We start from the raw sequence: 21,591 nt of genomic DNA, 5'->3' as shown, positions 1-21,591 counted from the left end.
GACGCCAAGCCTGTTCCGACGATAACCCTTCGAGCGCTGTGTGCCTTCCCGTTCTTGTCCAATTTTTTACAGGCTTTGTGGTTATGCCCGATTACGTCAACTGGCTGCGTCATGCTTCGCCCTATATCAACGCCCACCGCGACTGCACCTTTGTGGTTATGTTGCCCGGTGACGGTGTGGAACACCCCAACTTCGGCAATATCGTCCACGACCTGGTGCTGTTGCACAGCCTTGGGGTTCGCCTGGTATTAGTGCACGGTTCGCGTCCGCAAATCGAAACTCGCCTGGCCAGTCGCGGCCTCACGCCCCATTACCACCGTGGTATGCGCATCACCGATGCGGCAACCCTGGAATGTGTGATCGATGCCGTTGGTCACCTGCGTATCGCCATAGAGGCGCGTCTGTCGATGGACATGGCGGCTTCGCCAATGCAGGGTTCGCGCTTGCGTGTTGCCGCCGGCAACCTGGTAACGGCGCGGCCGATCGGTGTGCTTGAAGGGGTCGATTATCACCATACCGGTGAGGTGCGCCGGGTCGACCGCAAGGGTATCAACCGGCTGCTCGATGAGCGCTCCATTGTGTTGTTATCGCCGCTTGGCTACTCGCCGACCGGCGAAATTTTCAACCTGGCCTGTGAAGATGTCGCGACCCGCGCGGCGATTGAGTTGGAGGCCGACAAATTACTGTTGTTCGGCGCCGAACGCGGCTTGATCGACGAGCAAGGACGGTTGGTGCGTGAGCTGCGCCCGCAGCAGGTTCCGGCGCATTTGCAGCGTTTGGGCAGTGACTATCAGGCTGAATTGCTGGACGCCGCTGCCGAGGCTTGCCGTGGCGGCGTAGCGCGCAGCCATATCGTCAGCTATGCCGAAGATGGTGCCTTGCTTACCGAACTGTTCACCCGTGATGGTGGCGGCACCCTGGTGGCGCAAGAGCAGTTTGAGAAGGTTCGCGAGGCAGCCATTGAAGATGTCGGTGGTCTACTGGAGCTGATCAGCCCGTTGGAAGAGCAAGGCATTCTGGTGCGCCGTTCTCGTGAGGTGCTGGAACGTGAGATCGAACAGTTCAGTGTGGTCGAGCGCGAAGGCATGATCATCGCGTGTGCTGCGCTGTATCCAATTGCTGAATCGGAAGCTGGTGAGTTGGCGTGCCTGGCAGTGAATCCCGAATATCGCCATGGGAGGCGCGGCGATGAGCTGCTTGAGCGCATCGAGACACGGGCGCGGGAGATGGGCTTGAACACCTTGTTCGTGCTGACGACTCGGACTGCGCACTGGTTCCGTGAGCGCGGGTTTGTGCCCAGTGGCGTCGAGCGGCTGCCCGCAGCAAGGGCTTCGCTGTACAACTACCAGCGTAACTCGAAGATTTTCGAGAAGGCGTTGTAAGGCGTCGCGGGGCAAGCCGGCGCCTACAGGACTTAATCTGTAGACGCCGGCTTGCCCCGCGATTACGCCATCAAACGGTATGCAGGTACCAGTTGTACTCGAGGTCGGAGATGGAGTGTTCGAACTCTTCCAGCTCACTTTCCTTACAGGCCACGAAGATATCGATGTATTTAGGATCGATATACTTGGCCAGGATCTCGCTGTCGTCCAACTCGCGCAGGGCATCACGCAGGTTGTTCGGCAGGCTCTGCTCGTTCTGCTCGTAGGAGTTGCCTTCGGTCGGCGCGCCAGGTTCGACCTTGTTGGTCAGACCATGGTGAACGCCCGCCAATACCGCGGCCATCAACAGGTACGGGTTGGCGTCGGCGCCGGCGACACGGTGCTCGATACGTACGGCATCAGGTGCGCCGGTCGGTACGCGCAGGGCAACGGTGCGGTTGTCCAGGCCCCAGCTTGGCGAGTTGGGTACGTAGAACTGAGCACCGAAGCGGCGGTACGAGTTGACGTTCGGGCACAGGAACGCCATCGACGCCGGTAGGGTCTCGAGCACACCGCCGATCGCATGACGCAGTGCGGCGTTCTGCTCGGGATCCTCGCTGGTGAAGATGTTCTTGCCATCTTTGTCCAGCACCGAGATATGGACATGCAGACCATTCCCCGCCTGGCCTGGATAAGGCTTGGCCATGAAGGTGGTGTCCATTTCATGGTCGTAGGCGATGTTTTTGATCAGGCGCTTGAGCAGTACCGCGTAGTCACAGGCCTTCATCGGGTCGGCAACGTGGTGCAGGTTGACCTCAAACTGCGCCGGGGCGCTTTCCTTGACGATTGCGTCGGCAGGGATGCCCTGTTCCTTTGCGCCTTCGAGGATGTCCTGCAGGCAGTCTACATACTCATCCAGATCGTCGATCAGGTAGACCTGGGTCGACATCGGACGTTTGCCAGAAATTGGCGAGCGTGGCGGTTGTGGACGGCCGTTCACGTTCTCCTGGTCGATCAGGTAGAACTCCAGCTCGAACGCGGCGCAGATGGTCAGGCCCATCTCGTCGAACTTGCTCACCACTTGGCGCAGCACTTCACGCGGGTCGGCGAAGAACGGCTCACCTTCGAGCTCGTGCATGGTCATCAACAGCTGCGCAGTCGGGCGCTTCTGCCACGGCTCGTTGGATAGGGTGTCCGGGATCGGATAGCAGATACGATCGGCATCGCCGATGTCCAGGCCCAGGCCGGTGCTTTCTACCGTTGAACCGTTGATATCCAATGCGAAGAGGGAGGCCGGCAGGTTGATGCCTTTCTCGTAAACCTTGTGGAGGCTGGTGCGCTCGATGCGCTTGCCACGCACCACACCATTCATATCTGCAATCAGAAGGTCAACGTAGAGAACCTCAGGATGTTCCTTAAGGAACGCGTTCGCTTCGTTAAGCTGAACGGCACGCGGGGGTACCGACATGATGCAACACCTTTGTTGTTAAAAATATCAATCAATGGGGGCTTGCTGCTCCAGTCAATCGGAAAGCCATACTGAAGTCAAGCCAACCCCATGATGCCCTAAAATGGCCCTTAAGCGGCATTTTTGCTGCAATCGAGGGCATCGGCAACCGCTACTTTCCTACAAGAACAGCGATTTTTCGACGGGCCGTGTTCTATTTTTTACGGGGGTGTTGTGTAAAAAAATGAACAAGGCTAAGCTCGGTGGCAACCCATAACATCAATAATACCGGGGGTTACATGTCACGCCAGCCGTCAACCGGCTTCACCGTCTGCCGCCCGCAGATTGGCTTCCACGCATTTTACGCGAGCGTCTACCGCTACGCGTCAGTACACGGCACCCCGGCTGAAATAATTGACGGCACGGGCAGCCTGCCTGTTGTCGATGCGCCTTCTACGTTTCTCTTTAATGACTATAGCGGCTCTGGCCGCGGTATGCCCCTGCGCGGCTTTTGCTTTAGCTTCGCGCGGCATCCAGAATGTCTGCGACGCCCACTTCGGGTGTCCTGACGATTGTCCAGACATTTACCTCCTGAGGTATTTATGAGTAACAACCTCGACCAGCTCACCGATTGGTTGAAAGAACACAAGATCACCGAAGTGGAGTGCTTGATCAGCGACCTCACCGGGATCACCCGTGGCAAGATTTCTCCAACCAACAAGTTCATCGCTGAAAAAGGCATGCGCTTGCCCGAGAGTGTCCTGCTGCAAACCGTTACCGGCGACTACGTCGACGACGACATCTATTACGAGCTGCTGGATCCTGCCGACATCGACATGATCTGCCGGCCTGACGAGAACGCGGTGTTTCTCGTGCCTTGGGCCATCGAGCCCACGGCCCAGGTAATCCACGATACCTATGACAAGCAAGGCAACCCGGTCGAGCTGTCGCCGCGTAACGTGCTCAAGAAGGTTCTGAAGCTGTATGCCGACAGGGGCTGGCAGCCAATTGTGGCGCCAGAGATGGAGTTTTACCTGACCAAACGCTGCGAAGACCCAGACTTCCCGCTGCAGCCGCCAATCGGTCGCTCCGGCCGTCCGGAAACCGGGCGTCAGTCGTTCTCTATTGAGGCCGCCAACGAATTCGACCCATTGTTCGAGGACGTCTACGACTGGTGTGAACTGCAGAACCTGGACCTGGACACGCTGATCCACGAAGACGGCACGGCGCAGATGGAAATCAACTTCCGTCACGGTAACGCCCTGGCCCTGGCCGACCAGATCCTGGTGTTCAAGCGAACCATGCGCGAAGCGGCGCTCAAGCATAACGTCGCCGCTACCTTCATGGCCAAGCCGATGACCGGTGAGCCGGGCAGTGCCATGCACCTGCACCAGAGCATCATCGACGTGCACACCGGCAAGAACATCTTTTCCGATGAAGATGGCCGCATGAGCGAGCTGTTCCTGAATCACGTTGGCGGTTTGCAGAAATTCATTCCGGTAGTACTGCCGCTGTTTGCACCGAACGTGAACTCGTTCCGCCGCTTCTTGCCAGACACCTCGGCTCCGGTAAACGTGGAATGGGGCGAAGAGAACCGCACCGTTGGCCTCCGGGTTCCGGATGCGGGTCCGCAGAACCGTCGCGTAGAGAACCGTCTGCCAGGGGCCGATGCCAACCCGTACCTGGCGATTGCCGCCAGTCTGTTGTGCGGATTCATTGGCATGGTCGAAGGTATCAAGCCAAGCGCCCCGGTACAGGGTCGTGGTTACGAACGCCGCAATCTGCGCCTGCCGCTGACCATCGAGGATGCGTTGGAGCGTATGGAGAACTGCAAGGCCCTGGAACCTTACCTGGGCAAGAAATTCATTACCGGCTACGTCGCTACCAAACGAGCCGAGCATGAAAACTTCAAACGTGTAATCAGCTCCTGGGAACGTGAGTTCCTGCTGTTTGCAGTCTGATCAACCCCGGAGCCGCAGGAGCGCGGCCGTCAGAAAACGGAGAAGCACATGAGCGTCAACAACCCGCAAACCCGCGAGTGGCAAGACCTGAGCCGTGATCATCACCTGGCGCCTTTCAGTGATTACAAGCAACTGAAAGAAAAGGGCCCACGAATCATCACCAAAGCTGAAGGTGTGCATTTGTGGGACAGCGAGGGCAACAAAATCCTCGATGGCATGGCTGGTCTGTGGTGTGTGGCGGTCGGTTACGGTCGTGAAGAGCTGGCAGACGCTGCAGCCAAGCAAATGCGTGAGCTGCCGTACTACAACCTGTTCTTCCAGACCGCACACCCACCTGCGCTGGAATTGGCCAAGGCGATTTCTGCCGTGGCGCCGGAAGGTATGACTCATGTGTTCTTCACCGGTTCGGGCTCCGAAGGTAACGACACTAACCTGCGTATGGTCCGTCACTACTGGGCGGTCAAGGGCAAGCCGCAGAAAAAAGTGATTATCGGCCGCATTAATGGTTATCACGGTTCCACCGTGGCGGGCGCCGCGCTGGGTGGTATGAGCGGCATGCACGAACAAAGCGGCACCCTGCCGGACATCGTGCACATCCCGCAGCCGTACTGGTTCGGTGAGGGTGGCGACAAGAGCCCGGAAGAGTTTGGTATCTGGGCCGCCGAACAGCTGGAAAAGAAAATTCTCGAAGTGGGCGAAGAAAACGTCGCTGCTTTTATCGCTGAGCCGATCCAGGGCGCAGGCGGTGTGATCATTCCACCAGAAAGCTACTGGCCGAAGATCAAGGAAATCCTGGCCAAGTACGAAATTCTGTTCATCGCCGATGAAGTGATCTGTGGGTTTGGGCGTACCGGTGAGTGGTTCGGTTCCGACTACTACGATCTCAAGCCAGACCTGATGACCATCGCCAAGGGTCTGACTTCCGGTTACATCCCAATGGGTGGTGTGATCGTACGTGACGAAGTAGCCAAGGTCGTCAGCGAAGGCGGTGACTTCAACCACGGCTTCACCTATTCCGGTCACCCGGTCGCTGCTGCCGTTGGCCTGGAAAACCTGCGGATCCTGCGCGACGAGAAAATTATCGAGCGGGTCAAGGAAGAAACGGCACCGTATTTGCAAAAGCGTTTGCGTGAGCTGAACGATCACCCGTTGGTAGGTGAAGTGCGTGGCCTGGGCATGCTCGGTGCAATCGAGCTGGTCAAGGACAAGGCCTCGCGGACCCGTTACGAAGGCCAGGGCGCGGGCATGATCTGCCGTCAGCACTGTTTCGACAACGGTCTGATCATGCGCGCAGTGGGCGACACCATGATCATCGCGCCGCCGCTGGTCATCAGCCGGGAAGAGATCGACGAGCTTGTGGAAAAGGCACGCAAATGCCTGGACTTGACGCTTGAGGCGCTGAAATAGCCAAGTGCTAGGCTAGCGTAATGGCATCATGGGGTTTCGAGGTGCTCTTTCCTTGAAAGAGCGCCTTGGAACTTGCCAGACTAGCGACTGTTTCAGTCGCCCAGTGCTTGTGCCGTAAAGAGCAGGCCACTGAACAGATGGCTTAATAAAAAATTCTGGAGCATTACGCATGAAGAAATTGGGCAAGACGTTGTTGGCTATGTCCCTGATGGGCGCCATGGCCAGTGCTGTTCAGGCGGATGACAAAGTGCTGCACGTCTATAACTGGTCCGATTACATCGCACCAGACACCGTCGCCAACTTCGAGAAGCAGACCGGCATCAAGGTCGTCTATGACGTCTTCGACAGTAACGAAACCCTCGAGGCCAAGTTGCTGGCAGGCAAGTCCGGTTATGACATCGTCGTACCGTCGAACAACTTCCTGGCCAAGCAGATCAAGGCGGGTGTCTATCAGGAACTCGATCGTTCCAAGCTGCCAAACTGGAAGAACCTTGACGAAGATCTGCTCAAGGCCGTTGGTGATGCCAGCGACCCGGGTAACAAGTACGCATTCCCGTACATGTGGGGCTCTATCGGTATTGGTTACAACCCAGAGAAGGTCAAGGCTGCGCTGGGTGTCGACAAGATCGATTCCTGGGACGTGGTGTTCAAGCCCGAGAACATCGAAAAGCTCAAGAGCTGTGGCGTAAGCTTCCTCGATGCGCCGACCGAAATGATCCCGGCGGCTCTGCATTACCTTGGCAAGCCGACCAACAGCACAGACAAAGCTGACCTGAAGGCCGCTGAAGAACTGTTCCTGAAGATCCGACCGTCGATCAGTTACTTCCACTCCTCCAAGTACATCTCGGACCTGGCCAACGGCAACATCTGCGTCGCTGTGGGTTACTCGGGTGACCTGGAGCAGTCCAAGGCCCGTGCTCACGAAGCCGGTGACAAGGTCAAGCTGGACTACATCATTCCGAAAGAAGGCGCCGGTACCTTCTACGACATGGTTGCTATCCCTAAAGATGCCGCCAATGTCGACGCCGCTTACAAGTTCATGGACTTCCTGATGCAGCCGGAAGTCATGGCGGGTATCACTAACGCAGTACGCTTCCCGAACGGCAACAAGGCGGCAACCCCGCTTGTAGACAAGGATATTTCGGGTGATCCGAGCATCTATCCACCGGCTGATGTGAAGAAGCAGCTGTACGCAATTGCTGACCCAGGCGCGAAAGCTCAACGCGAGATCACTCGCAGCTGGACCAAGATCAAGTCGGGCAAATAAGCCGGCGGTATCCCTGGGCGCGGTGTGAATCACGTCCAGGGATCATTTAGCGGCAAATTTTTTTTGCGACATCAGTGCATCGAAGGTAAGTTGCGCGCCGGTTTGCGTTGATGGCAGGTGTTTCTGTCGTTTGCCACTGGCACTATTGTGAGGACCTCCCACTTGTCTATATCTACATTTCGCAAGGCCATGCTGGCTGGAGCGGGTCTGACGCTGGCGATCAGCGTCCAAGCGGCGCCCACGGTGCACTTTTATAATTGGTCGGACTACATCGGGCAGACGACGCTCGCAGACTTCGAGAAAGCTACGGGCATCAAGCCTGTACAGGACGTCTTCGACTCCAATGAAACCCTGGAAGGCAAACTCCTGGCGGGCCGTACTGGCTACGACGTAGTGGTGCCGTCCAACCATTTCCTCGGTAAGCAGATCAAGGCGGGCGCGTTCCAGAAGCTCGACAAGTCGTTGCTGCCGAACTATTCGAATCTGGATCCGGCACTGATGAAGCGCCTGGAAAAGAACGATCCGGGCAATCAGTACGCCGTTCCATATCTGTGGGGTACCAACGGCATCGGTTACAACGTCGAGAAGGTCAAGGCGGCGCTGGGCACCGACAAGATCGATTCCTGGGCCATGTTGTTCGAGCCGGAAAACATCAAGAAGCTCTCCAAGTGTGGAGTCGCGTTCCTGGATTCGGCCGATGAGATGCTGCCTGCGGTGCTCAACTATATGGGGCGTAATCCCAACAGTACTGATGCCAAGGACTATGCCGACGCTGAGAAGAAGCTGTTGGCAGTGCGCCCTTATGTGACCTATTTCCATTCGTCCAAGTACATCTCGGACCTGGCCAATGGCGACATCTGTGTGGCTGCTGGTTTTTCCGGTGACGTGTTCCAGGCCAAGGCCCGTGCTGAAGAAGCTGGCAAAGGCGTGGACGTGGCGTATGTGATTCCCAAGGAAGGCGGCAACCTCTGGTTCGACATGCTGGCAATCCCCAAGGATTCCACCAATGTCAAAGAGGCCCATGCTTTCATCAACTATTTGCTGAAACCTGAAGTTATTGCTCAGGTCAGTGATTACGTCGGTTATGCCAACCCGAACCTCAAGGCTGGCGATCTGATGGACCAGAGCGTGCGAACCGACGCAGCGGTTTACCCACCGCAAGAAGTGCTGGACAAGTTATACGTTAGCTCCGAGTTACCACCCAAAGTGCAACGTTTGATGACCCGTAGCTGGACCAAGGTCAAGTCGGGCAAGTAAGTATCCAGGGTCCGCCACGGCAGGGGCGGACGCAAAAAATCTTGTTGGGAGTTTCACAAATGGCTGTTGCCTCCGGTGCCTATAAGAAAGCCCTCGAGGGCGACCAGCAACCTAAACAGGTGCTGGTCAAAATCGACCGGGTCACGAAAAAATTCGACGAAACGGTCGCGGTGGACGATGTGTCCCTCGAAATCAAGAAGGGCGAGATCTTCGCTCTGCTTGGCGGCTCCGGTTCGGGTAAATCTACCTTGCTGCGTATGCTCGCCGGCTTCGAGCGGCCAACCGAGGGACGCATCTTCCTCGATGGCGTAGACATTACCGATATGCCGCCCTATGAGCGGCCAATCAACATGATGTTCCAGTCCTATGCGCTGTTTCCGCACATGACCGTCGCGCAGAACATTGCCTTCGGCCTGCAGCAGGACCGCATGCCCAAAGCCGAGATCGACGCCCGTGTTGGCGAGATGCTCAAACTGGTACACATGACCCAGTACGCCAAGCGTAAGCCACACCAGCTTTCCGGTGGCCAGCGCCAACGTGTTGCCCTGGCCCGCTCGCTGGCCAAACGTCCGAAACTGTTGCTGCTCGACGAGCCGATGGGGGCGCTGGACAAGAAGTTGCGTTCGCAGATGCAATTGGAACTGGTAGAGATCATCGAACGTGTGGGCGTAACCTGCGTGATGGTGACCCACGACCAGGAAGAGGCCATGACCATGGCCCAGCGCATCGCCATCATGCACTTGGGCTGGATTGCCCAGATCGGCAGCCCGATCGACATCTATGAGACGCCAACCAGTCGCCTGGTCTGCGAATTCATCGGTAACGTCAACCTGTTCGACGGTGAAGTGGTCGAGGATGCTGAGGGTCACGCGGTCATTGCCAGCCCGGAACTCGAACGCAAAATCTATGTTGGCCATGGTGTTACCACTTCGGTTGAAGACAAGCGCATCACCTACGCACTGCGTCCGGAGAAACTTCTGGTAACTACCGCGCAGCCGACCTGTGAGCACAACTGGTCGCGCGGCAAGGTTCACGACATTGCCTACCTTGGCGGTCACTCGGTGTTCTACGTCGAGCTGCCTGGCGGCAAGATCGTCCAGTCGTTTGTTGCCAACGCCGAGCGTCAAGGCACCCGTCCGACCTGGGACGACCAGGTTTATGTCTGGTGGGAAGACGACAGCGGTGTGGTACTGCGGTCATGAACATGCGCAAGCTCAAGCGAGCGCTCAATCGAATAAAGCCTGAAGGTCGCCATCTGGTTATCGGCGTTCCCTTCATCTGGCTGTTCCTGTTCTTCATGCTGCCGTTCTTCATCGTTCTGAAGATCAGTTTTGCCGAAGCCGACGTGGCGATCCCGCCTTACACCGAGATCTACAGCTACGTTGAAGGCAAGCTGCAGCTGATACTCAACATGGCCAACTACGGCCTGTTGTCCGAGGATGAGCTGTACATCGCGGCCTACCTGGGCTCGTTGAAGATGGCCTTCTTCAGCACGCTGTTGTGCCTGCTGATCGGTTATCCCATGGCCTATGCCATTGCCAATGCGCGCAAGGAAAGCCAGACCGTCCTGTTGCTGCTGATCATGATGCCAACCTGGACCGCGATCCTGATTCGCGTCTATGCCTGGATGGGCATTCTCAGCAACAACGGCCTGCTCAACAGCTTCCTGATGTGGCTGGGCTTGATCGACCAACCGCTGCAGATCCTCAACACCAACCTTGCGGTGTATATCGGCGTGGTCTACTCGTACCTGCCGTTCATGATCCTGCCGCTGTACGCCAACCTGGTCAAACACGACCAGAGCCTGCTTGAAGCAGCATCGGACCTGGGTTCGAGCACCTTCAACAGCTTCTGGAAAATCACCGTTCCGCTGTCCAAGAACGGCATTATCGCTGGCTGCATGCTGGTGTTCATTCCGGTGGTGGGTGAGTTCGTTATCCCTGAACTGCTTGGCGGTCCGGAAACCCTGATGATCGGTAAAGTGCTCTGGCAAGAGTTCTTCAACAACCGTGACTGGCCGGTGGCGTCTGCCCTGGCAGTGGTGATGCTGGCGATCCTGATTGTGCCGATTCTGCTCTTCAACCGTAGTCAGGCCAAAGAGATGGAGGGCAGGGCATGAAGCGTTTCAGTTTCTCCAAGTTGATGTTGATAGTGGGCCTGCTGTTCATCTATCTGCCCATGCTGATCCTGGTGATCTACTCGTTCAATGCCTCGAAACTGGTAACAGTCTGGGGCGGCTGGTCGATCAAGTGGTATGTCGGCCTGCTCGACAACAGCCAACTGATGGGCTCGGTGATGCGCTCGCTGGAAATTGCCTGCTACACCGCGATTGCGGCAGTGGCATTGGGTACTCTGGCAGCGTTCGTGCTCACAAGGGTTACTCGCTTCAAGGGCCGTACCCTGTTCGGTGGCCTGGTTACCGCGCCGCTGGTAATGCCTGAGGTGATCACCGGTCTGTCGCTGTTGCTGCTGTTCGTGGCCATGGCGCAGTTGATCGGCTGGCCCCAGGAGCGTGGCATCGTCACCATTTGGATCGCCCACACCACCTTCTGTGCGGCCTATGTGGCCGTGGTAGTGTCGGCGCGTCTGCGTGAGCTCGACCTGTCGATCGAAGAAGCGGCGATGGACCTGGGAGCACGCCCTTGGAAGGTGTTCTTCCTGATCACTATCCCAATGATCGCGCCTTCGCTGGCGGCCGGCGGCATGATGTCCTTCGCCCTGTCGCTGGATGACCTGGTACTGGCCAGCTTCGTGTCGGGCCCTGGCTCGACCACGTTGCCGATGGAAGTCTTCTCTGCCGTGCGTCTGGGCGTGAAGCCGGAAATCAACGCCGTTGCCAGTCTGATCCTGCTCTCGGTGTCGATTGTGACCTTCATGGTCTGGTACTTCAGCCGTCGCGCCGAAGAACGTCGCCGCCGGGCGATCCAGCAGGCTATCGAGGAAAGTGCTGCAGAGTCGTGGAAACAACCAGACGTAGGTCGCTCACCTTCGCCTGTTTCAGCTTGATCTGAAAAGCGCGGAACAGCCTCGCTCCCATCCAGGGAGCAGGCTGTCCCGCGATGAGCTCTATCCCTCCAGCATCTTCTGTCCGCATAAATCTATTGATTTCGCACAAGCGGCAGCGCTGCGTCTGATCTACGCTAACACTCGCATCTCTCTATCGAACTGGTACATGCAAGGAGCCTGCATGACGGTGTTGCGTCCATTTTTAGTCGCCGGCCTAGGGCTATTGCTGATACTGACAGGGTGTGGTGAAAAGAAAACCGCTGAAGTCGAACTACCCAGGGTAGCCGTACAACACGTTCAACCCAGTGACTTTGCTGCTTCTGTGACCTTGACCGGGGATATACAGGCCCGGGTACAAACGGAACTGTCGTTTCGCGTGGGTGGCAAGATCATTTCTCGAAGTGTTGATATTGGCGATCACGTTAAAGCCAATCAGGTGCTGGCTCGACTTGACCCCAAGGACCTGCAGGCCAATGTCGACTCGGCCAAGGCTGAAGTGTTCGCAGCGCAAGCGCGGGTCACTCAGGCCAGTGCTGCATTTGTCCGTCAGCAAAAGCTGCTGCCCAAAGGCTATACCAGTCAAAGTGAATACGACTCGGCCCAGGCCACGCTACGTAGCAACCAGAGCGCATTGAAGGCCGCGCAGGCGCAGCTCGCCAACGCTCGCGACCAATTGGGTTACACCGCCCTGGTGGCCGATGCCGCAGGGGTCATCACCGAGCGTCAAGCTGAAGTAGGGCAGGTGGTTCAGGCCACGATGCCGGTTTTCAGCTTGGCCCGCGATGGTGAGCGTGATGCGGTGTTCAACGTTTATGAGTCCTTGCTGGTGGCGCCACCAAGTAACGAAACGATCGTGGTCAGTCTGGTCGACAACCCGAAGATCCAGGCCAAGGGCCAAGTGCGTGAAGTGACGCCGACGGTCTCAGCGCAGAGCGGGACGGTGCAGGTCAAGGTAGCGTTGCACGACGTTCCGGACGCAATGGAGCTGGGCTCGCCGGTCACGGCCACTGGCAATGTTCATGGAAAACCAAGTATCGAACTGCCTTGGTCGGCCTTGACCAAGGCGTTGCATGATCCAGCTGTCTGGCTGGTAGGGGATGACAACAAAGTCAGATTGCAGCAGGTCAAGATCGGTCGTTATCTCACCGGCAAGGTGGTGATCGGGGAAGGGCTCAAAGGCGGTGAAATGGTGGTGGTGGCAGGCGGGCAGCTACTCAATCCGGGCATGCAGGTGGAAATCGCGCCCTTTGAGGATATTGGGGTGGCTCAATGAAGACACTCACATTGGCGTTTTGCAGCGTGGTGTTGTTGACAGGGTGTGGCAAGGAAACCGCCGAGCCAGATCCGATTCGTCCGGTGCTGTCGCTGATCGTCGAGCCTCAAGTTCAAGCCGATCTTGGGCGATTTGCTGGCAGTATTCAGGCACGCTTCGAAAGCACCTTGGGCTTTCGCGTTGGCGGGCGTATTGCGCGGCGCTGGGTCGATGTCGGCAGTCAGGTGAAGGCAGGCGATACACTGGCCAGCCTTGATCCGGCCGATCAGCGTAACCAGCTACGGGCAGCCGAGGGTGATCTGGCGAAGGCCCAGGCGCAATGGATAAATGCTCAGGCTGATGCACGCCGGCAGCAACAGCTATTTGATCGCGGCGTGGGTGCGCAGGCACAACTCGATAGCGCGATGACCGATATGAAAACCACAGGCGCTACCCTGGAGCAAGCGCGAGCTGCTGTCGATCAGGCGCGTGATCAACTCGGTTACACCGAGTTGCGATCCGATCATGCGGCGGTGGTCACCGATTGGCAGGCGGAAGCCGGGCAGACCGTCAGTGCCGGCCAGGCGGTTGTCACCTTGGCTCGCCCGGATATCAAGGAGGCGGTTATCGACCTGCCGACCTACCTGGCCGAACAGCTATCTGGTGATTTGAAATTTGTCGTCGCTTCGCAACTTGACCCCGACATCAGCACCACCGCGACGTTGCGTGAACTTGAGCCGCAGGCGGATGCCGCCACGCGAACGCGCCGAGCGCGACTGACCTTGGCCACCACTCCGGATGCTTTTTATCTGGGTACCGCGATCAGTGTCACCTTGACATCGGCGGTATCCCCGCGGGTGGAACTGCCCGCCTCGGCGCTGCTGGAAAGCGACGGAAAAAGCCGAGTCTGGGTGGTCGATCCGCAACAGGAAACGGTCGCTATTCGTGACGTGCAGTTGCTTGAACGAACGCCGACCAGCGTCGTACTGAGTGCAGGTTTGAAGGCCGGGGATCGTGTAGTAACTGCAGGCGTCAACAGCCTCAAGCCCGGTCAGAAAGTATTAGTCGATGAGGACAGTCCACGATGAAAGGAAGCTTCAACCTGTCGGAGTGGGCGCTGAAGCACCAATCCTTTGTTTGGTACCTGATGTTCGTCAGCTTACTGATGGGCGTATTTTCCTACATGAACCTGGGGCGGGAGGAAGATCCTTCTTTCACCATTAAAACCATGGTGATTCAGACGCGTTGGCCTGGGGCAACGCAGGATGAAACCCTCAACCAGATCACCGACCGTATCGAGAAAAAACTCGAGGAACTGGACTCACTCGACTATGTAAAGAGTTACACCCGTCCGGGTGAATCGACCGTCTACGTGAACCTGCTCGATACCACTCCTTCCAAAGCGATCCCCGAGATCTGGTATCAGGTACGCAAGAAGATTCAGGATATTCGTGGCGAGTTTCCCCAAGGTATCCAGGGGCCTGGATTCAACGACGAGTTCGGTGACGTCTACGGGTCGATCTACGCATTTACCGCCGATGGTTTGACCATGCGCCAACTGCGCGACTACGTCGAGCAGGTGCGAGCAGTGATCCGCGAAGTGCCAGGCTTGGGTAAGGTCGAGATGATCGGTACCCAGGACGAAGTGCTGTTCCTGAATTTCTCCACGCGCAAGCTGGCCTCCTTTGGCATTGACCAGCGCCAGGTGTTGCAGGCGTTGCAGAGCCAGAACGCGGTAACGCCGGCCGGGGTGATCGAGGCTGGACCTGAACGCGTGTCGGTCCGTACGTCCGGGCAGTTCGCTTCGGAAAAGGATCTTGAAGCGGTCAATCTGCGTATCAATGACCGCTTCTTCCGTTTGGCGGACATCGCCGAAATCGAGCGCGGCTACGTTGATCCGCCGTCGCCGCAGTTTCGTTTCAATGGTCAGCCTGCCATAGGTCTGGGCATCGGCATGAAAGCCGGTGGCAACATCCAGGCGTTTGGTGCCGACCTGCACAAAACCATGAACCAGGTGATTTCCGAACTACCGGTAGGCGTCGGGGTGCATACCGTATCCGACCAGGCGGTGGTGGTGGAAGAAGCCGTAGGTGGCTTCACCAGTGCCCTGTTCGAGGCGGTCATCATCGTTCTGGTGGTGAGCTTCATCAGCCTGGGCCTGCGCGCCGGTCTGGTGGTGGCGTGCTCGATTCCATTGGTGCTGGCGATGGTGTTCATCTTCATGGAGTACAGCGGCATCACCATGCAGCGGATCTCGTTGGGGGCGTTGATCATCGCCCTAGGGCTGTTGGTAGACGATGCGATGATCACGGTGGAGGTAATGGTAACGCGCCTGGAAATGGGCGAGACCAAGGAGCAGGCAGCAACCTTTGCCTACACCTCGACGGCCTTTCCGATGCTCACGGGCACCCTGGTGACAGTCGCAGGTTTTATGCCGATTGGTCTCAATGCCAGTTCTGCAGGTGAGTACACCTTCACACTCTTTGCGGTGATCGCTGTTGCGTTGCTGGTGTCCTGGGTTGTGGCAGTGGTGTTCGCGCCGGTACTGGGAGTGCATATCCTCAGCGCCAAGGTCAAACCGCACAACGAGGAAACCGGCCGCGTCGGCAGGGCATTCGAACACAGCTTGCTGTGGTGCATGCGCCATCGCTGGCTGACTATCATCGGCACCATCCTGATCTTTCTGCTGGCGCTGTTTTGCATGCGATTCGTGCAGAACCAGTTTTTCCCCGCTTCGGACCGCCCTGAAATTCTTGTCGACCTCAACCTGCCGCAGAACGCCTCTATCGAGGAGACCCGCAAAGCGGTGGATAAGCTGGAGGCCACGCTCAAGGGTGATCCGGACATCGAGCGCTGGAGCACTTACATCGGCCAGGGTGCGATTCGTTTCTACCTGCCATTGGACCAGCAACTGCAGAACCCCTACTACGCGCAGCTGGTCATCGTCAGTAAGAGCTTCGAGTCCCGCGAAATACTCATCAAGCGCTTGAAGGAACGGTTGCGTGAAGACTTCGTCGGCATTGGCAGCACAGTGCAGTCACTGGAAATGGGTCCTCCTGTCGGGTTGCCAATCCAGTATCGGGTAATGGGCAAGGACATCGACGAGGTGCGTAAACACGCCATCGCCTTGGCGACCCTGCTCGACAGCAATGACAACATCGGCCAGATCATTTACGACTGGAACGAGCCTGGCAAAGTCCTGCGAGTCGACATCGCCCAGGACAAGGCACGGCAGCTTGGCCTGTCGTCCGAGGACGTGGCCAACGTGATGAACAGCATTGTCAGCGGCACGACCATCACCCAGGTAAATGACAACATCTACCTGATCGACGTTATTGCGCGCGCCGTAGGCAGTGAACGTAGCTCGCCGCAAACGCTGCAAAACCTGCAGATCGTCACCCCCAACGGTACGTCAATTCCCTTGCTGGCATTCGCTACAGTGCGCTACGAGCTGGAACAGCCGCTGGTCTGGCGCCGCGATCGCAAGCCGACCATTACCATCAAGGCTGCCGTGCGCGGTGACATTCAGCCGACCGACCTGGTAAGAGAGCTCAAACCGCAGATCGACGATTTTGCCAGCAAGTTGCCGGCTGGGTACAAAATCGAAACCGGCGGTACCGTGGAGGCGAGTGGCAAGGCCCAGGGCCCGATTGCCAAAGTGCTACCGCTGATGCTGTTCCTGATGGGCACGTTCCTGATGATTCAGTTGCACAGCGTGCAGAAGCTATTCCTGGTCGCGAGCGTGGCACCGCTGGGCTTGATCGGTGTGGTTCTGGCCCTGGTTCCAACAGGTACACCGATGGGCTTTGTGGCAATTCTGGGGATTCTTGCGCTGATCGGCATCATCATTCGTAACTCGGTGATTCTGGTGACCCAGATCGACGAGTACGAAGGCCAGGGCTTCACGCCGTGGGCTGCGGTTCAGGAAGCTACCAACCACCGCCGTCGGCCGATTCTGTTGACGGCCGCAGCGGCGAGTCTGGGCATGATCCCCATTGCACGTGAAGTGTTCTGGGGCCCCATGGCCTACGCGATGATTGGCGGGATCATCATTGCCACCTTGCTGACATTGCTGTTCCTCCCGGCCTTGTATGTGGCCTGGTACAAGATCAAGGAGCCGCAGAACGCAGAGGGATAAGGCCATTGCAGAGCATCCCCGTCCGCTTCCCGGGGCGGGCAAAGGGAGCGGGAATTGGAATAAAAAAACCGGCGCACAGGGCGCCGGTTTTTTTGTGTTGGCGTTTCGACTTACAAGCCGTCGAGCATTGCCTTGTTGCGAACTGCACCCTTGTCGGCGCTGGTGGCTAGCAGGGCGTAGGCTTTCAGTGCGGTAGTTACTTTACGTGGACGCACTTCCACTGGCTTCCAGCCTTTCTTGTCTTGTTCTACGCGACGTGCAGCCAGCTCTTCATCGCTAACCAGCAGGTTGATCGAACGGTTGGGGATGTCGATCAGTACCTTGTCGCCATCCTGAACCAGACCAATAGCGCCGCCGGCAGCTGCTTCAGGGGAAGCGTGGCCGATGGACAGGCCCGAGGTGCCACCAGAGAAGCGGCCATCGGTCAGCAAGGCACAGGCTTTACCCAGGCCCTTGGATTTCAGGTAGGAGGTCGGGTAGAGCATTTCCTGCATGCCCGGGCCACCTTTCGGACCTTCGTAGCGAATGATGACGATATCGCCTTCCTTCACTTCGTCGGCAAGAATGCCGCGCACGGCGCTGTCCTGGCTTTCGAAGATTTTCGCGTTGCCTTCGAAGACATGAATCGACTCGTCGACGCCGGCAGTTTTCACTACGCAGCCGTCCAGAGCGATGTTGCCGTACAAGACGGCCAGGCCGCCTTCTTGCGAGTAGGCGTGTTCGACACTGCGGATGCAGCCGTTCTCACGGTCATCATCCAGGCTTTCCCAGCGTGTCGACTGGCTGAAAGCGGTCTGGGTCGGAATACCGGCCGGGCCAGCTTTGAAGAAGTGGTGTACGGCTTCGTCGCTGGTCTGGGTGATGTCCCACTTGGCGATGGCTTCTTCCATGCTCGGGCTGTGCACGGTCGGCAGGTCGGTGTGCAGCAGACCGCCACGGGCCAGCGAGCCGAGGATGCTGAAGATGCCGCCGGCGCGGTGGACGTCTTCCATGTGGTACTTCTGGATATTCGGCGCGACCTTGCACAGTTGCGGCACTTTGCGCGACAGGCGATCGATATCGCGCAGGTCGAAATCGATCTCCGCTTCCTGGGCGGCAGCCAGCAAGTGCAGGATGGTGTTGGTCGAGCCACCCATGGCGATGTCGAGCATCATGGCGTTCTCGAACGCCTTGAAGTTGGCGATATTGCGTGGCAGTACGCTCTGGTCGTTTTCGCCGTAGTAGCGTTTGCACAGCTCGACGATGGTGCGCCCGGCTTGCAGGAACAGCTGTTCGCGGTCGCTGTGGGTCGCCAGGGTCGAACCGTTGCCGGGCAGGGCCAGGCCCAGCGCTTCGGTCAGGCAGTTCATCGAGTTGGCGGTGAACATGCCGGAGCAGGAACCACAGGTTGGGCAGGCGCTGCGCTCGTATTCGGCGACTTTTTCATCGGAGGCGGTCGAATCGGCGGCGATGACCATGGCGTCGACCAGATCCAGGCCGTGGCTGGCCAGTTTGGTCTTGCCGGCTTCCATCGGTCCACCGGAAACGAAAATCACCGGAATGTTCAGGCGCAGGGCGGCCATCAACATACCAGGGGTGATCTTGTCGCAGTTGGAGATACATACAATGGCGTCGGCGCAATGAGCGTTGACCATGTATTCGACCGAGTCGGCGATGATTTCTCGGCTAGGCAGGGAATAGAGCATGCCGTCGTGGCCCATGGCGATGCCATCGTCCACCGCAATGGTGTTGAACTCTTTGGCTACACCACCGGCACGTTCGATCTCACGGGCGACCAGTTGACCCAGGTCCTTCAGGTGCACATGCCCCGGGACGAACTGAGTGAACGAGTTGGCGATGGCGATGATCGGCTTTTTAAAATCTTCGTCTTTCATCCCAGTGGCGCGCCACAAGGCGCGTGCGCCGGCCATGTTGCGACCGTGGGTGGACGTTTTCGAGCGGTAATCAGGCATGAAGCACTCCTGGCGGCTAATCAGGTAACAAAAAGGGGAGTGAGCTTCTCTTGTCCTTTGCACCGAAGGCATGTGGCCGCTGGTACGGATGAAGCCGAGATCGCCGCGGGATCGCCGTGCGCTCGGCCAGAGCTCATAAACCCGCCGGGATGACTGGCGATGAATAGCTCGATTCTACACCGCTGGCGCCGCGAAGGAATGGTGATGTAGAGGGTTGGTGGCGATCAGCACCGACATCGACCCGTCATCGGTCTGTCAGACCTTTTGTAAGAGCTTTCTGAATCGTTGAGAAAGCCCCTGAAAGCGGCTGTTTCCCCCAGTCGAACTGGCTATCATCGCTGCGCCGCATGTGCGGCTTACGAGACGACACCCTTAATGGACCTTCCCAGTTTCAGTTCATCGCGAACCTACATTCTGGCACTGAACACAGTGGCGCCAGGGCTGCCCGTCAGCTGACCGATATTCCTTGCGGTCGGCCTCCAGGCACCTGCGCTGCTGCCTGGAGATCGAAATGACATTTATTCACGAATTAAACCGTACCGCCCCGGCATCGTCCAAGGCTCAAGCGCAGACTCATCGCGCAGCCGTCGAGGAGGCAACCGAGGATTTCCACAAGGGCGCCTTGATCTCTACCCCGTTGGGTAACCTGAAGACAGCCACGATTGGCCTGTTGTATCGCAAGCGCGTGTTCTGGCTGGTTCTACTGGTGTTTGGCAACCTGTTTTCCGGGGCTGGAATCGCCATTTTTGAAGAAACCATCGCTGCACATATCGTCCTGGTGTTCTTTCTGCCGTTGCTGGTCGACAGCGGCGGCAATGCCGGGGCCCAGTCGGCAACGTTGATGGTCCGCGCCTTGGCTACAGGTGAAGTGGTCATGCGTGACTGGTTGAGTTTGCTCGGTCGCGAGTGCGGGGTCGCCTTGGCATTGGGATGTACCATGGCCATCGCCGTGGCGTCGCTTGGGGCGTTGCGTGGCGGCCGGGATATCGCGCTGATCGTGGCCAGCAGCATGTTGGTAATAGTGTTGCTTGGCAGCCTGATCGGTATGAGCCTGCCGTTCCTGCTAAGCCGTATCAAGCTCGACCCGGCCACGGCCAGCGGGCCTTTGGTGACATCGATTGCCGATGCCGCTGGGGTGCTGGTGTACTTCGGGATCGCTTCGCAGGTGCTGGATATCTAACCACGCTGGCGACTGTGTTGTGCAGACACGCCCGTTAGCAGCGCGCTTGCCCCGCGATGCGATGTAAATCAATGCTCGCGATCGCAGGGCAAGCTTCACCCGCTTAGCTGTTAGGCAGCAATCGACAGGTAATGCTCTTGATGTAGCGGGTTTCCGGGATCGCTGGGTGTACCGGGTGATCCGGGCCTTGACCGCCGCGCTCGAGCAGCTGGATGTTACGATCCAGATGGCGGGCGCTGGTCAGCAGAATATTCTGCAAATCGTCCTCGGGCAGGTGCATCGAGCACGATGCGCTGACCAGAATGCCGTCCTTGGTCAGCAGGCGCATGGCCTGTTCGTTCAGACGACGGTATGCACCTTCACCGTTTTTCAGGTCTTTCTTGCGTTTGATGAAGGCGGGTGGGTCGGCAACGATCACGTCGAAACGCTCTTCCGAGGCCTTGAGCTCTCTCAGGGCTTCGAATACGTCGCCTTCAATGCAAGTCAGCTTCTCGGCAATGCCGTTAAGTGCTGCGTTGCGTTCAACGCCGTCCAGTGCGAAGCCCGAAGCGTCTACGCAGAACACTTCGCTGGCGCCGAAGGCACCGGCCTGAACGCCCCAGCCACCGATGTAGCTGAACAGATCGAGAACGCGCTTGCCTTGAACGTACGGCGCCAGGCGCGCACGGTTCATGCGGTGGTCGTAGAACCAGCCGGTCTTTTGGCCTTCCATGACCGGAGCTTCGAACTTGACGCCGTTCTCTTCCAGGGCAACCCACTCCGGCACCAGGCCGAACACGGTCTCCACGTAACGATTCAAGCCCTCGGCATCGCGTGCGGCCGAGTCGTTCTTGAACAGGATGCCGCTAGGCTTGAGCACCTGGACCAGCGCAGCGATAACGTCGTCCTTATGCTGCTCCATGGTGGCCGAGGCCAACTGCACAACGACGATATCGCCGAAACGATCCACTACCAGCCCCGGCAGCAGATCGGAATCACCGTACACCAGGCGGTAGAACGGCTTGTCGAACAGGCGTTCACGCAGTGACAGGGCGACGTTGATGCGGTGCACCAGTAGCGATTTGTCCAGCGCCAACTTTGCGTCACGCGACAGCAAGCGGGCACAGATAAGGTTGTTCGGGCTCATGGCGACGACGCCCAGGGCCTTGCCACCTGCGGTTTCCAGGATAGCCTGGTCGCCGGCCTTGAAGCCATGCAGCGGGGTCGCGGCGACGTCGATTTCGTTGCTGTAGACCCATAGGTGGCCGGCGCGCAGGCGGCGATCGGCATTGGCTTTGAGACGAAGGCTGGGCAGGGACATGACGTCGCTCCGGGAAAAAAGAGCGGGAGTATAACCCGATGCCTGGCGCGCCGATGTGAATAG

General features: G+C 58.0%; 15 protein-coding genes. 12 read left to right on the top strand and 3 right to left on the bottom strand.

Going from position 1 to position 21,591, the window contains the following annotated elements:
* The first annotated feature begins 83 nt into the window (after window positions 1-83).
* Window positions 84-1,382: an amino-acid N-acetyltransferase gene (gene argA, locus D3Z90_RS25495; RefSeq protein WP_136478642.1), complete on the top strand. Its 1,299-nt coding sequence runs from the start codon at window positions 84-86 to the stop codon at window positions 1,380-1,382.
* A 70-nt stretch (window positions 1,383-1,452) separates the two neighbouring features.
* Here the strand turns inward: argA and D3Z90_RS25490 are convergent, their stop codons facing one another.
* Window positions 1,453-2,829 carry a glutamine synthetase family protein gene (locus tag D3Z90_RS25490; RefSeq protein ID WP_136478641.1) on the bottom strand — a complete coding sequence of 459 codons (1,377 nt, stop codon included), beginning with the start codon at window positions 2,827-2,829 and terminating at the stop codon, window positions 1,453-1,455.
* Window positions 2,830-3,410: 581 nt separating this feature from the next.
* On the opposite strand from D3Z90_RS25490, the gene D3Z90_RS25485 reads away from it, so the two are divergent.
* The 10 genes from D3Z90_RS25485 (at window position 3,411) to D3Z90_RS25440 (ending at window position 17,096) form a co-directional block, all read left to right on the top strand.
* Window positions 3,411-4,769, top strand: a complete 1,359-nt coding sequence (locus D3Z90_RS25485; protein WP_136478640.1) for a glutamine synthetase family protein — start codon at window positions 3,411-3,413, stop codon at window positions 4,767-4,769.
* Window positions 4,770-4,817: 48 nt separating this feature from the next.
* A complete protein-coding gene (locus D3Z90_RS25480) occupies window positions 4,818-6,176 on the top strand; it encodes an aspartate aminotransferase family protein (RefSeq protein WP_136478639.1) in 1,359 nt (452 codons plus the stop codon).
* 169 nt (window positions 6,177-6,345) lie between these two features.
* Window positions 6,346-7,443: a polyamine ABC transporter substrate-binding protein gene (locus D3Z90_RS25475; protein ID WP_136478638.1), complete on the top strand. Its 1,098-nt coding sequence runs from the start codon at window positions 6,346-6,348 to the stop codon at window positions 7,441-7,443.
* A 162-nt stretch (window positions 7,444-7,605) separates the two neighbouring features.
* Window positions 7,606-8,700: a polyamine ABC transporter substrate-binding protein gene (locus D3Z90_RS25470; protein WP_136478637.1), complete on the top strand. Its 1,095-nt coding sequence runs from the start codon at window positions 7,606-7,608 to the stop codon at window positions 8,698-8,700.
* Between the two features lie 59 nt (window positions 8,701-8,759).
* On the top strand, window positions 8,760-9,902 hold the full coding sequence (gene potA, locus D3Z90_RS25465; RefSeq protein WP_136478636.1) for a polyamine ABC transporter ATP-binding protein: 1,143 nt from the start codon (window positions 8,760-8,762) through the stop codon (window positions 9,900-9,902).
* Window positions 9,899-10,819 (top strand): ABC transporter permease subunit, encoded by a 921-nt coding sequence (locus D3Z90_RS25460; RefSeq protein WP_136478635.1) that lies wholly within the window; start codon window positions 9,899-9,901, stop codon window positions 10,817-10,819. The genes potA and D3Z90_RS25460 overlap by 4 nt, the downstream gene beginning before the upstream one ends.
* Window positions 10,816-11,706, top strand: a complete 891-nt coding sequence (locus tag D3Z90_RS25455) for an ABC transporter permease subunit (RefSeq protein WP_136478634.1) — start codon at window positions 10,816-10,818, stop codon at window positions 11,704-11,706. Before D3Z90_RS25460 ends, D3Z90_RS25455 begins: the two co-directional genes overlap by 4 nt.
* 181 nt (window positions 11,707-11,887) lie before the next feature.
* Window positions 11,888-12,979 carry an efflux RND transporter periplasmic adaptor subunit gene (locus D3Z90_RS25450; RefSeq protein WP_136478633.1) on the top strand — a complete coding sequence of 364 codons (1,092 nt, stop codon included), beginning with the start codon at window positions 11,888-11,890 and terminating at the stop codon, window positions 12,977-12,979.
* Window positions 12,976-14,046 (top strand): efflux RND transporter periplasmic adaptor subunit, encoded by a 1,071-nt coding sequence (locus tag D3Z90_RS25445; protein ID WP_136478632.1) that lies wholly within the window; start codon window positions 12,976-12,978, stop codon window positions 14,044-14,046. The genes D3Z90_RS25450 and D3Z90_RS25445 overlap by 4 nt, the downstream gene beginning before the upstream one ends.
* Window positions 14,043-17,096, top strand: coding sequence for an efflux RND transporter permease subunit (locus D3Z90_RS25440; RefSeq protein ID WP_136478631.1), 3,054 nt, complete (start codon window positions 14,043-14,045; stop codon window positions 17,094-17,096). Before D3Z90_RS25445 ends, D3Z90_RS25440 begins: the two co-directional genes overlap by 4 nt.
* Window positions 17,097-17,206: 110 nt before the next feature.
* Here the strand turns inward: D3Z90_RS25440 and ilvD are convergent, their stop codons facing one another.
* Window positions 17,207-19,048, bottom strand: a complete 1,842-nt coding sequence (ilvD, locus tag D3Z90_RS25435; protein ID WP_136478630.1) for a dihydroxy-acid dehydratase — start codon at window positions 19,046-19,048, stop codon at window positions 17,207-17,209.
* Window positions 19,049-19,559: 511 nt separating this feature from the next.
* On the opposite strand from ilvD, the gene D3Z90_RS25430 reads away from it, so the two are divergent.
* Entirely contained in the window at window positions 19,560-20,228 is a 669-nt protein-coding gene (locus D3Z90_RS25430) for a magnesium transporter (protein WP_136478629.1), read from the top strand.
* Window positions 20,229-20,331: 103 nt separating this feature from the next.
* Here D3Z90_RS25430 and D3Z90_RS25425 read toward each other — a convergent pair whose 3' ends face one another.
* Entirely contained in the window at window positions 20,332-21,528 is a 1,197-nt protein-coding gene (locus tag D3Z90_RS25425; protein ID WP_136478628.1) for a class I SAM-dependent rRNA methyltransferase, read from the bottom strand.
* Window positions 21,529-21,591 lie beyond the last annotated feature (63 nt).

This window comes from Pseudomonas sp. DG56-2, from assembly GCF_004803755.1.
In the GTDB taxonomy this organism is placed as follows: Bacteria; Pseudomonadota; Gammaproteobacteria; order Pseudomonadales; family Pseudomonadaceae; genus Aquipseudomonas; species Aquipseudomonas auratipiscis.
This window is presented reverse-complemented; position numbering and strand designations above follow the sequence as displayed.